This is a genomic window from Vibrio sp. 10N.222.54.A3 (genome assembly GCF_041474095.1).
GTDB lineage: Bacteria > Pseudomonadota > Gammaproteobacteria > Enterobacterales > Vibrionaceae > Vibrio > Vibrio crassostreae_C.
In genome coordinates, this window is the sequence record NZ_JBFRTN010000083.1 from 1 (window position 1) to 13017 (window position 13017).

At 42.2% G+C, this 13017-nt stretch carries 13 protein-coding genes; 6 read left to right on the forward strand and 7 right to left on the reverse strand.

What is annotated here, in order from left to right:
* Window positions 1–424 precede the first annotated feature (424 nt).
* Window positions 425–949: a DUF3087 family protein gene (locus AB4507_RS17420; protein ID WP_065584102.1), complete on the reverse strand. Its 525-nt coding sequence runs from the start codon at window positions 947–949 to the stop codon at window positions 425–427.
* 256 nt (window positions 950–1205) lie between these two features.
* Here AB4507_RS17420 and trmY point away from each other — a divergent pair, with 256 nt between their 5' ends.
* Window positions 1206–1805 carry a tRNA (pseudouridine(54)-N(1))-methyltransferase TrmY gene (trmY, locus tag AB4507_RS17425; RefSeq protein ID WP_017083166.1) on the forward strand — a complete coding sequence of 200 codons (600 nt, stop codon included), beginning with the start codon at window positions 1206–1208 and terminating at the stop codon, window positions 1803–1805.
* Between the two features lie 74 nt (window positions 1806–1879).
* On the opposite strand, the gene AB4507_RS17430 is transcribed toward trmY, so the two are convergent.
* From AB4507_RS17430 to AB4507_RS17440, 3 genes are read right to left on the reverse strand one after another with little or no spacing between them, the layout of a single operon-like run.
* A complete protein-coding gene (locus AB4507_RS17430) occupies window positions 1880–2953 on the reverse strand; it encodes an HlyD family secretion protein (RefSeq protein ID WP_372134250.1) in 1074 nt (357 codons plus the stop codon).
* Window positions 2920–4236: a glycosyltransferase gene (locus AB4507_RS17435; protein WP_372133198.1), complete on the reverse strand. Its 1317-nt coding sequence runs from the start codon at window positions 4234–4236 to the stop codon at window positions 2920–2922. Before AB4507_RS17435 ends, AB4507_RS17430 begins: the two co-directional genes overlap by 34 nt.
* A complete protein-coding gene (locus AB4507_RS17440; RefSeq protein WP_372134126.1) occupies window positions 4223–5578 on the reverse strand; it encodes a diguanylate cyclase in 1356 nt (451 codons plus the stop codon). The genes AB4507_RS17435 and AB4507_RS17440 overlap by 14 nt, the downstream gene beginning before the upstream one ends.
* A gap of 364 nt (window positions 5579–5942) precedes the next feature.
* On the opposite strand from AB4507_RS17440, the gene AB4507_RS17445 reads away from it, so the two are divergent.
* Entirely contained in the window at window positions 5943–7145 is a 1203-nt protein-coding gene (locus tag AB4507_RS17445) for a hypothetical protein (RefSeq protein ID WP_372134125.1), read from the forward strand.
* Between the two features lie 100 nt (window positions 7146–7245).
* Here the strand turns inward: AB4507_RS17445 and AB4507_RS17450 are convergent, their stop codons facing one another.
* A complete protein-coding gene (locus tag AB4507_RS17450) occupies window positions 7246–8346 on the reverse strand; it encodes a permease (protein WP_017070391.1) in 1101 nt (366 codons plus the stop codon).
* Between the two features lie 233 nt (window positions 8347–8579).
* Here AB4507_RS17450 and AB4507_RS17455 point away from each other — a divergent pair, with 233 nt between their 5' ends.
* A complete protein-coding gene (locus tag AB4507_RS17455) occupies window positions 8580–8876 on the forward strand; it encodes a helix-turn-helix transcriptional regulator (RefSeq protein ID WP_004733042.1) in 297 nt (98 codons plus the stop codon).
* Window positions 8860–9444: an RNA polymerase sigma factor SigZ gene (sigZ, locus tag AB4507_RS17460; protein ID WP_017061700.1), complete on the forward strand. Its 585-nt coding sequence runs from the start codon at window positions 8860–8862 to the stop codon at window positions 9442–9444. The genes AB4507_RS17455 and sigZ overlap by 17 nt, the downstream gene beginning before the upstream one ends.
* Before the next feature lie 120 nt (window positions 9445–9564).
* Here the strand turns inward: sigZ and AB4507_RS17465 are convergent, their stop codons facing one another.
* On the reverse strand, window positions 9565–10179 hold the full coding sequence (locus AB4507_RS17465; protein WP_017065874.1) for a YitT family protein: 615 nt from the start codon (window positions 10177–10179) through the stop codon (window positions 9565–9567).
* 460 nt (window positions 10180–10639) lie between these two features.
* Entirely contained in the window at window positions 10640–10789 is a 150-nt protein-coding gene (locus tag AB4507_RS17470) for a hypothetical protein (protein ID WP_017061698.1), read from the reverse strand.
* Between the two features lie 29 nt (window positions 10790–10818).
* Here AB4507_RS17470 and AB4507_RS17475 point away from each other — a divergent pair, with 29 nt between their 5' ends.
* Complete coding sequence (locus AB4507_RS17475; RefSeq protein WP_372183027.1) at window positions 10819–12030, forward strand: MFS transporter; 1212 nt, start codon at window positions 10819–10821, stop codon at window positions 12028–12030.
* A gap of 224 nt (window positions 12031–12254) precedes the next feature.
* On the forward strand, window positions 12255–12980 hold the full coding sequence (locus tag AB4507_RS17480) for a sulfite exporter TauE/SafE family protein (RefSeq protein ID WP_170963358.1): 726 nt from the start codon (window positions 12255–12257) through the stop codon (window positions 12978–12980).
* Window positions 12981–13017: the final 37 nt, after the last annotated feature.

Here is a 13017-nt window from a genome sequence, read left to right on the forward strand (position 1 = left end):
GTATTGGTCACTCAGTTCATTGAAATCAATTTTGATTCCGAAGAATCTGTTTTATCTAACGATAAAACGTTTTGATATTCATCAACGAGTGCCCACACAGATTGATAGGTTTAAATTGTTAAAGAGCTTTGCTTGTCGAAACTTTCTTTTTACAAAGAAACCCTTGAAAGCGGACGTGAATTCTAGCGATTTAATCTTAAGTGTCAAACACTTTTTAAAATTAATTTCTTTCGAACTTTCCGTCTTACTGATTACCGCTGAAGCCTTATGGCATCTGCCGTGTCAGTGAGGCGGCATTATAGAGATCATCGAAAACATGGCAACCCCTTTTTTGATAAAAATTCAAAAAACTTGCTTAAGTGGCTACTTTTACGTCAAAAGGCTCTTTCGTAGCTCAAAGCTCATACAATAATGGGTGTATTACTTAAAACTTTGCGATTAGATCTTTCGAAAAAGCCTCTATATCTAGCTCAATGCTCCATTTCTCACTCACTTCTAGGATGTTATCTAGCGATTGCTGAACTGTTTTTATCGTCAATGTGTTGTTGTCTAGGTCGTATACCTGTTTTTGCGTGGTGTAATAGAAATAAAGGATGGTCAGCGCGTCTCGGTCGCCTTGCTCAGCTTTGGGTTGAATACGCTTGAGCTTACGATAGATTTGATTATGGATTTGTTTAAGGTTCCATACATAAAGCGCTTCTTTGAAGTAATCATGCCCTTTCACACGGCTCGCGATAAATGCATTCAATGCGACTGATAAGATCACACCTAATACGTTCAAGTGGAAATTACCTGTCGATTCGCCTGCGATTGATTGCCCTGAACCGAATAGCTCGATCAGTATGGTTCCGAATACAATGGCGAACACTGCGAGTGACCCAACCAACGAAACCAACAGCAGGTTCATCTTCTTTCTATATTCTTCTTTATTGATCTTCTGTAACTTCATCGACTACTTCCTTATGTAAGTCACCTAATAATTTGCGCATACTATCTATGTAAACCTTGCTTCGCTTCAACCTTTACCATCTTGTAATGTGGTCACTCTCTATTTAATACGTGTAGTTCTTCTGGTCAGTACTATACATAACTCCATTTGACTTCATTAATAGAAAAGAGTTACATACCGCCATAATTTTGGTTATTCATCAATTCATGTTGATAAAGTCTGTTTCGCTTTATCACATACTGACAAGGTACATTCCATGCGTTCATTTGTATTACGCGCTCGCGCAGCCCCTACAGAGAGCAAACTTATCTTAGAGGGTGTTGGGCAAGATGCTCATACTGAGATTCTGGCTCATACTCTGATGAACACGATCTTCGTTGCTCAATCTCACCGTGAGAATGTCACCGTGCACCTTGTGCTAGAGAGTACTAAAGACTTTTCTCGTACCATTACATTCGATTCAAATGAAATCACCAACATTGGTGGCTTTCATGAATCTGCACTGTTATCTGCGGTAGTAAGAGCGGTTGACGCTTCTCAAGGCATGACAAAAGAACAAACACGTCAGGTAGAACCGGGCATCACTGTTCGTACGATGAGCTTTGAAAAGTTGGTCAAAGAACTGGCCGAAGACCACCAGCTGTACATGATGGATAAAAAAGGCGACTTTATCCGTGATGCAGAGATTGCGGAAAACCCATGTTTCCTTCTGACTGACCACATCCCAATGCCGAAGAAAAGCTACAACAGCTTAAAGCGCTTAGGTACAGAAAAGATCAGCTTAGGCCCGAACATGCTGTTTGCTTCTCAGTGTGTTGTGTTGATCAACAATGAGCTTGATCTAAGAGACTTCTGATTCAACTCATAGCTGTTGAAATAAAAATGGAGCGATCACGCTCCATTCACTCCTTTGTTCAGTTAACATCCGAACTAAAAACGAGCTTTAACTGTCATCCCTTCAACCCAATACTCTTCCGGCGGTGCTGTAATAAAGTCCAATACAACTTTCAAATACGCCGGCTGACCTTCAAACGGGCTTACTAACTGGCTTGGTAATTTGCTCACAACTTCTACCGAATCGGACACTTCAGCTTCAAAAGAGCTACCGTTAGGAAACTTTACCAACGCATTTGCTCCCTTTACCGCGTCTTCTAAATATTTAGGGTCTAGGTAAGCCACGATATGAGGAACGGTATTTTTTGCTATCGTCACTAGCTCATCGCCTTCAAAAACTCGCTGCCCTTCGACAACATGTATGTCTACGACGCGACCCGCATAGGGAGACTTTACCGATAACTCTTGCTCTCTTACACGCTTAAGGGCTAAATCTTTCATCAATGAACGTTTAGCCTGACTAACTGGTCCAGCTAACTCCCGCTCCTCTTCAGCCAATTTCGCGCTTTGATAATCAAGCTTTTGTTGATTCAACTGGTTGTTCAGCGAGTTACCCATTCCAACAATACTGGCATAATCCACATCCGATACTTGTCCTTTTTTACGATATTCTTCATAACGCTTTTGAATTTGCTGTACTTTACTGAGGTTCCGACGCGTTTCTGCAATACCGTTTAAGTGCAATGCTTCCATATCGCTTGGTAAATTGACTTTTAACCCTAACAGCTCCGCATGTATAAACTCAATTTGAGCTTCAATTTCCAAATTCGTCAATTGAATTGCAGTCTGTGCTCGCTCCACTTGAGTGCCGTCGTCTATGGGTATCGGCCCAACAATGCCTGCAACCTTAGCAGTCAGAGTAACTGGATAAGACGTAACAATAGCCGGAGCAATCACGAGAAAATTTGTCTTCAAGAAAAAATAAGCCACGAATAAAAGTGGGCTTATTACCAAGCTCAAGATCAAATACCAACGAAAGCGATAGCCCCCTCTTTTTGCTTGTCCGTAAGCAACCTTCACACCATCATCCGATTGAGGTTTGTTTTTTTTATCCAGATGAAATTTTACTTTCATTGCTAAAACCTTTTGCCTTTTTTCAATACCCACCAAGGAGCCATACTCGACTCTTCGTGACTTCTTCTAAATAATTCATTAATCATGGAGAACGCAGTAATCAAGCGCATAAAAAACTGATAAAAAGGATAGAGGGGTAGCCATTTAGCCATTCTTAGATCCTCTTTCTCCCTTTCAGAAACTAAACCAATGTAAACAGTAAAAAATAGAATTACGGTAAACAAATACACGCAATAAATTAGAATCATCAATGCAGCAACAAAATCAATTGAGTGAACCCAAAATATATAAAACATGAACACTGAAACTAGAATCGGCAGCAATACATTTTGCAATACACCATAAACGAGAGTGAAGATGAAATTCCCCCAACCCAGTAAACGGGGGGTTAGTCCTTCATTGTGTTTCCTCAAAAACAGAAACAATAAATCTCCGTCCCATCTAAGCCTTTGCTGTACTAATCCTTTTAAGGTATGAGGCACGTCAGTATGACCGACAGCTCTTGGTGCAAAAGCCAATCTATTATTTGGGTAGCGTTTCTTATATTGCTTAAGCCTCATCGTTAAATCGAGGTCTTCAGCCGTATGCGTATCCCAACCTCCAACTTGTTTTAATACATTTTTTCTAAATGCACCAAAGGCTCCAGAAATATTATTTAGCACTCCCCAATTTGAGAGCCCTGTTTTTCCTGCTTGCATAGACAACATATATTCTAGAGACTGCATACGAGTAAGTAAGTTGTCCTGCCAATTTCTTACACGCAACGCACCACCCGAAGCAATCACATTCTTGTCAGTAAATTGCTTCATCATTTGCAGTGCCATATCGTTATCAAAAGAAGTATCGCCATCAACATTTATAACAAAATCGCCGGTGGCATTATCTAAACCAGCATTCAATGTTGATACTCTTCCTCCCCTTTGCCACTTGGGTATAACTCGAACATTTCGATTTTTTACACATTGATGTCTCTGCTCACCTCGAATCGCAGCTTGATATGTATCTTCATTCTGAGCTGCGCCATCAACTACCGCTAACACTTCAATCTTTCCGGGATACAGTTGCTCAACTAGTGTATCTATCGTAATTTCAATCGCATCCCCTTCGCCATAACAAGTAATGACGAAAGATATGCTCGGGTATTCTGTTATCTCAATATCACTCTCAGAATAAGACCAACGAAATATCCCTGTTAACACGAGTAAAAAAAGTGGCAATTCAACAATAACCATCATGGGAAACAGCATGAGCCATAGCTCTGCATTTTCGAGTAACATCCCCCAAAAATATTGTTGAAGATTGAGGCTATTCGACAGCATAAATTTCGCCGACTTTACTCTCTAACCACGCCCCTACGTCCTCTTTAACCATGGGGTCAGGAAGGCTCCAAGCAAACACATTCAATGTAAAATCATCGTCTTCAATAAGTAGACAAAGGGCTTCTATTTTTTCACGCAGAACATTGATATGTTCCATCTTAGCTTTAGGCATAAATACGAAAAGAACATCACTTTTGTATTGACAACAAATATCTGAGTCTCTAAACAAACCGTTAAGGCGCTCAGTAATTTGCTCGATCAAAGCAAACATTTTCGCATCTCCATTCTTAGATACATATTGAGCTAAATCAGGAAGATGCAGACCTAGGAGAAGATGCTCTTCTTGATGACGGATAGCGATACGATTGACCCAATCAAGGAGGTTTGAAAAATACCCGCTGTCTACTTTGCCGCGTAGTGTCAGCTGTGGAGCAGATAATTTGACGCCGTGACGGAATATATACTCGCCCTGCACACCTAATTTTAATGAATAGATTTTCCTGACAACCAACTGAGAAACATCATTCTTGGCGTCACAACTAAAACAAACAGCCAAAGTCTCAGCTTCAGAAAAGGAATGAGAACAAACGTTACATGAATGAGTCTCTAACGGGCGGTCATAATCCACACCGATATGACGAAGTTGAGTTAAACATTTAGGGCATTCCAGTTTATGGTTACGTTTAAATTGTCCTTGTTCGGCTACATGACCACAGGTGAAACAATGTAATGAGACACGCTCGGTAATATCAATGTCTTTACATGAAGGGCACACTTCGATGTAATTCAAATGAGCACTAGCGCAGTCAGAACATACACGGATTCGATTGATCAACTCATCATATTCAAACGTATCACGCTTGGTTTCTGACAAAACAAAACGATATGTAGAACTTAACTCTGGATAATATAAGTCGACTAAAGGGTAAGAATATATCGATTTCAGAGTCAGGGAGTGATGAGGGACTAGTCGTCGATCTTGCTCCAACCCTAACCATCCAATTAAAGGGTCTAAAGCATCCGTCGATGCAGAAACACTGTTCAACGTTCTACTATGTTGGGTCAGTTCTTCCTCAATAGTATCTTGATTTAAAACTCCATCAGATAAACAAACTGATAATGCGCTAGTTTCAAATACATAAATCTTCCAAGACCAAAACTTTCTGCAACGGTGAAGTTGACTTAATAAATCATCTTGTACACTGGCTTCCGTGTTTAGAAAAACTACACCACCTAACAACTCTGGCAGTTGCTCAATATCACTTACTTGTGCGATATCAAATCGATCTTCCGCATCAACGATTGGGGTCCCAAGACAGTAAATTTTTAATTTATCTCTCATTCATTAACTCCATACTTTTGACACTTCCACCGTCAAATAAACGTAACATTCTGAATATTAATGAATGCTATTGGATTGGTCGGCCTTATACAAATACTAGATATCGATGTAAAAACAGTCCAATTATTAACCAATAATATAAAATACTGACACCATTGCATTAACAACACGGAAACATAGATATTAATGATAATTTTAAAATTATAGATATACAGCACTCCAAAAATTGGATAGCGATACTTTTTTCAGACTAATTACATCAACTTTCGGAGCAATGCCTCTCTCTAACTCATTCAATCTTATAAATTTCTCATATCACTTCTATACTGATTCCAATCTTAATTAATCGTGTTAAAGGCAAAGGATGAGCGTATTAACCGTATTCTTCTGTGGTACAGGCTCAAACTCAGAAGACAACAACCACAAAAACTATGTTTCTGGCGAATTGATTTCGACGCTAGCGAAGAATGCAACGGGCAGAGACATGATTGACTACATTCAAGTGGATGGCGTTGGCAGTGGGAATCAGAACGAATGGTTGAAGCAAGGTAAGGACGACACGTATTCTGGAGTTAAGGGAACATTGCTTGGCAAAGGCATCGACAGCAACATGCGTCATGTACTGAATATCTTGCGCGGAAGCCAACAAGATAAGAATAACTACATGAAGAGAGCAAAAGGACTGCTTAGTGAATCTCGCCCAGAAAAATCAGCTTGGCCTTTCGCAACCAACCAAAAATATCAGGATTGGTTGAAAGACTCACAAGCACTGGCAGCCGATCTAAAACAAGGTATCGCTGCTCGCCAACAGAACATAGCGATTGAACGCCAAACTAAACCGATTAGCCAAGTTAACATCGTAGGTTGGAGTCGAGGTGGTGTCAGTTGCTTTGAATTGGCGAACCGAATGCTCAAAGACACCAAGCTAAGCCATATTCCAGTCAACATTTTTGCGTGCGACCCCGTTCCCGGTGGGATGAACGCATTCAAGGATTACAAATTACTGGGCAAAAACGTCAAACAGATCGTGTGTGTTTTTGCTGAAGACGAACGTTCATTGGCTTTCAAAGCGAGAATGCCACGCTTGTCCCCATCCACTAAATATTACACAACCTACATGCCAGGCCGACACGGCACTTTGGTAGGGAACGCGAATACCTCTGGCGGAAGTAAAGGTGCGGGTTTACTTACTGGTCCTGGGCTAGTGACTCGTGATTTCATGGAAAAGGTATTAATGGGTTGGGGAACGCAACTTAAGGCGAACTCGACGTTGAACTTTTCTAGGCAGCGCATCATCGAGTTATACGAGCAAATGCGCAGTAATGAAGAGCACTTCAATAAAATGCACGGCATGACTTACACGGCAAAGAACCGACTGTTATGGACAAGTAAAGATCGAATCGGTCAGCAGAGGGAGCGTCGTTATGGGATTCCGATGTATCGCTTTCAGTTCCCCGGAATCACTAACAATTACGGCGATGCCATTAATCGTCATCACTGTGATGTGTTAGCCACCAATGCTTTCGCTGCATACGGAACTTCGGCTGCGCTGCCAAACCCAGTCTGATATGCATGGTTTGTTAAACACAAAAAGAGCTCAACTATGTGAGCTCTTTTTTATTATCTATCTCTTTGTATCAATGGTGTTATCTCGAAATCAGACCTGATTAACCAAAGATGAAGCTGTATAGGAAGCCTGCACCCATCGCCATGCTTAGGATAACGAATAGGAATGCTGCAATCATTTGGTTCTTGAAGATTGATTTAAGCAGGATAACTTCCGTCAAACTTGCACCTGCACTACCAATGATCAATGCCATTACTGAACCCAACGCCATACCTTTCTGTACTAGAGCTGCACTTAATGGGATTACCGCTTCAGCACGAATGTACAGTGGAATACCAATCACGGCAGCTACTGGAATCGCATACCACATACCTTCACCAGCGTACTGTGCAATTAGGTCTGTAGGAATGAAGCCGTAGATGAATGAACCAATCGCGATACCCATCATTAGGTAAGGGAAAACTTGTTTGAAGTCTTTCCAAGTTGAGAACCAAATTCTCATCCAACGACTAGGTTCTTTCTTCTCTACGATTTCAGCTGTTGCGCTTCCATCCGCTGAACAGCATGAAACCGTTACTTGTGGCTCTTCTTTTTTAGAATCGCAGCAAGATGTCTCTTTCGCCATTACGGGTGCAGGTTCGCCACATGCACTTGTACCACATGAAGATTCTGCTTTAACCGGTGCTGCTTTCTTAGGAGCAGAGTCACCACAGCTAGTGCCACAGCTTGAAGCTGAACCTGTTGATTCATACGCTTCAGGTTTTACGTAACGCTCAAAGCCAAGCTTCTCAAGTGCGTAACCAGCCACTACAGACACCGTCATTGCTACAAGGAAGTAGAACACAGCAACTTGCCAACCGAAGGTAATCACAAACAAACCAATGATCACTGGGTTCAATAGTGGGCTACCAAATAGGAACACCATCATTGGACCGAAACCCGCTCTTGCACGCAGCAATCCTTTTAAGAAAGGAATGGTCGAACATGAACAGAAAGGTGTAATTGCACCCAGTAGTGCTGCTACTACATAACCCTTACCATTACGTGAGCTCAGGATAGATTGAATCTTTTCTGGTGTAAGGAACTCTTGAAGAATCCCAACAATGTAGCTGATCGCTAAGAAAAGGATAATTAGCTCTACTGCTAAGAAAGCGAACATATCAAGTGCGTCTTTCAGCATTGTTAACATTTCATTGCTCATAATTAACTCCAAACTGGATTGAAGGTCGGGCTCTATGAGAAAAGTAACCAACCCTTAATTTCGAATATTCTCGAATTATAGAAATAAACAGCTCCAGAACAAGCATTATTTCGATAAAAATCGAAATGATTTTCGAAAACACAGTTTTTCAATAACTTACACAGACACCGTTTTTAAATTTGAATTCGACATACATTTCGACTAACATCGAAATTAAATCTTGAGGAGTTAATATGAACTTAGAAGTCGTTGCGAAAGCACTTAAAGAGTTGGGGCACCCTATTCGCCTAACCATTTATAAGAGTGTCGTTAAAGCTGGCTACCAAGGCATTGCAGTTGGCGGCCTACAAGAAGAGCTAGGCATTCCCGGTTCTACCTTGTCTCACCACATATCAAGCTTGGCGTCTGCGGGCCTAATCAGCCAAAGACGAGAAGGAAGAACTCTATTCTGCGTGGCGGAGTATGAGTGCCTAGAAGGTGTGATTGATTTCTTACAAGACGAATGTTGCGTAAATGAACAGTGCAACTAATGCACCTTTGAAGCTCGAACAAGTCTGGGCCGAGTATCAGCAAGCATTAAAGTCATTCCTGCATTCAAAGGTCAACAACTCTGCGGATGTAGACGACTTGCTCCAAGATATCTTGATTAAGACCTATCAGAACTTAGATAAGGTACAAGATGCTAGCAGTGTTAAGGCTTGGCTGTTCCAGTTAGCCAACAACACCATTATCGACTTCTACCGTAAGCATGCACGCCAACAACGTGATAGCCAAATTGATGCTGAAGATCTGTGGTTTACCGATTTAGACCACGACTCTGAATTTAAGCAGAAACTTTCATTGTGTATTGAACCTTTTATTCAGGCATTGCCAGAACAAAGTTCATCGCTACTGCTTGCGGTCGACATCAAAGGCCAAAGCCAAAAAGAGATCGCAGAAGCGCAGAACGTCAGCTATTCAACGGTTAAATCCCGCGTGCAAAAAAGCCGTGCTGATCTTAAGAACCTGTTTGAAGAGTGTTGTAACTTGTCCCTTGATCAACAAGGCAATGTGATTGATTGCGAGCTTAAGCCGAACGCCAGCTGCGGCAAGTGTTAATCGTTACATCGAATCCGTTATTTCAATAGAACAAAGCCAGCAATTAATGCTGGCTTTGTTGTTTTCATAATCTGCAAATCACTCTTTACTTAAGCAAATCTAGAGCTTGAGCGAACCGAACTATGCTGCTTCCGCTTTTACCACAGGTTGATAGCGCCCCGGTTTATGATTCATTGCTAGAATCAAGTTGGTGACTATCGCACCAAGCACAGACAGAAGAACCAATGACACATCAACAATGAACAGAGAAAGCACAACAATCGTGCAGTCTAATGCCATCTGAACCTTACCTGCTCGAATTCCAAAACGTTCTTGTAAGAACAACGCCAGAATGTTGAAGCCACCTAAGCTCATCTTGTGACGGAAAATCACCAGCATGCCGGTACCAATCAAGCCACCACCAAGTAAAGCTGCATACAATGCATGAATTTCGGCAATTTGAATCACGTGATACAAGTGATCCACGGCGAACGAAACAATCGAAACCGCGATAAACGTATTGATTGTGAAGCGCCAGCCCATACGAGCAACCGACAAAATATAGAAAGGTAAGTTAAGTGCGAAGAATACTTGGCCAAAGCTCAAATCTGTTACTTTGGTAATGAAGATCGCTAGACCAGCCGTGCCCCCGGTGAGCAAACCGACTTGGTTGAAAAAGATAACGCCGAGTGAAACCAATGCGCTACCTAAGATCAGTGCCAGTAAGTTTTCGCGAAGATTATGATCTTTATCCATGTGAATGACTCTCCCTGAATCTTTTAACATCGCGTTTCAGTAGTCTTGAAACGATTTATGCCCAAATTTACGATGTTTGACAGATAAGTCGAGTGAACGAGCAATGTTGCTTAGTGATTAGTTTGTATATTAGTTTTTACAGCTTTGTGAAACTTTAAATTAAACAGCTAGTTATAAGCCTTAATTTAGACTTTCATTCTTAATTAGATACTTGTTTCAATTAACTAACGAGCTTCAAGTTTTCTTATTTATTGAGCGCGTTTTATACCAATTCCAATCAAGCGACAATCTATGCATAAAACGCATAGACTACATCACAAATGGTCATTTGATACATACCCGACTCATCACTATGATGCGCGACTTCTTACAACATTGAGCGCATGTCAACACCGTATGTTTTCACAATCTCTTTTTGCCCAACTTGCCAGAATGACGTTATTCCTCGTCATTAGTTTGGTTATTGTGCATCACAGTCAGCCATTGATTGATCTCTTGGCTCAGCATGCCGTAAGCAGTGGTTGCCACCAGCAGTCAGGGCATGATCATTCTGGGCACGAACATCACCATGAGATGACTGACCAACACATGTCAGCGCAAGACCACTCACATCACCACCATTAATTTAAGAGTATTAGAATGAGCATTTTCCGTTTTCCTTTACTGGTATGGCTAGGGATAGGCACACTTATTATCAGTCTAGGGATCAGACAATCATTCGGCATTTTCATGATGCCAATTTCAGAGCATTTCGGCACGGGTCGAGAGTTTTTCAGCTTCTCTATTGCTCTACAAAACTTATTGTTCGGTGTGTTCCAACCTTTTGTTGGTATGGCCGCTGACAAATGGGGAGCAAGACGCATCATTATTGCTGGCGCATGTGCTTACGGTTTGGGTTTACTTCTTACCTCAATTTCTACCGAATCGAGCATGCTTTACGTTTCGTTAGGCGCACTGGTTGGTCTTGGCTTGAGTGCGACAAGTTACGTGATCGTGCTTGGCGCAGTAGCGAAAGTTGTACCAGCAGAGCACGCGGCTAAGGCGTTTGGCTTAACCACGGCTGCAGGTTCATTTGGTATGTTCGCGGTAATTCCGGGCGCACAATACATGCTGAATGAATTTGACTGGCAGAGTGCGATGCAAGTGTTTGGCGTACTGTGTTGTTTGATGATCTCTTTTGCGCTGTTCATGCGAGCGCCTAAAGCAGCCTCAAACAAACAAGCGCAAGCTGAAGAGAACCAAACACTCAAAGAAGCGTTGTCTGAAGCGTTTGCTCACAAAGGTTACTGGTTGATTCACGCGGGCTTCTTCGTGTGCGGTTTCCACGTAATGTTTATCGCAACGCACTTACCGAGCTATTTAGCAGATAAAGACCTACCCGCGAGCAGCGCTGCAATGACACTGGCTTACGTTGGCATCTTCAACATCTTCGGGTCTTACTTCTGGGGTGTAATGGGCGACAAGTTCAGCAAACGCCACGTTATGTCTGCACTGTACTTAGTGCGTACTGTGGTTATCGGTGCGTTTGTTACTCTGCCTGTGACTGAATCAACCGCGGCTATCTTCGGTGCGGCAATTGGATTCTGTTGGTTGGGTACGGTTCCGCTAACGTCTGGCTTAGTACGTCAGATCTTCGGTGCCCGTTACCTATCAACGTTGTACGGTTTGGTGTTCTTTACTCACCAAGTGGGTAGCTTCTTAGGCGCTTGGGTGGGTGGTCGTATATACGATTACTACGGTTCTTACGAGCTAATCTGGTGGTCAACGGTGGTACTGGCATTTGCAGCAGCACTTATCCATTTACCAATCAATGACAAGCCGATTGAGCGAGTGAAATTGGCAATGGCTTAACGTTTTATGCTGACTCCCCCACTAGCGTAAACAACAAGTCGTTCCAATAAAGCGAGTGAGTATTGAAAGGAAGCATCCTGAGATACTCACTCGCTTTTTTGTTGGTCGCGATAATAGAAACTATAACTAGCGAAACTGGCATAAAGCTCACTGAATAATAAGACTATTCTCTTGGTTTTCATTTATAGTATCCACCCGCTCCTTTAAAACTAATCCGCAGGCTTATGGAATACATGGATCAGACTGTCCTTATCGCAATGGCACTTATTTTTGTCGGCTCATTTGTGCAAACCGCAATCGGCTTTGGTTTGGCCATTGTTGCAGCTCCACTGCTGTTTTTGGTCTCTCCTGATTATGTACCTGCACCTATCTGTTTAATCGGTCTGTTTATCTCGTTATTCAACGCTTTTAAACATCGAGCAAATATCTCTATTGGCGGATTAAAAATCGCATTGCTGGGCCGCATTCCGGGGTCACTGGCAGGTGGCGCTTTGTTAGTGATGGTTTCAACGAGCGTGTTATCACTATGGTTGGGCTTATTGGTGGTATTTGCCGTGATTGTTAGCCTACTGCCCTTTAGACTCGAACCAACCCCAACTAAGATGGGTATTGCAGGTTTCTTTTCTGGGTTCTTTGGCACCAGTTCGGGTATTGGTGGTCCTCCGATGGCACTACTACTGCAACACCAAGACGCTAATCAGCTTCGTGGTAACCTTTCTGCGTTTTTCGTGTTTAGTTCGATCATTTCGTTGGTTGTACAGATCCCAATTGGCTTCTTCACGCTACACCACTTGATCATCACTATACCTTTGCTGCCTGCTGCTTGGTTGGGTTACAAAGTGGCGTTAATGACGACACAAAGCATCCCTAAAGAGAAGATACGCATTGGTTCATTACTGCTATGTTCTCTCAGTGGCTTTACGGCAATCTGGCAGGGTTTAGCTGGCTAGTTATTGGCGATAAAGACAAGAAGAAGAAAGACATCTT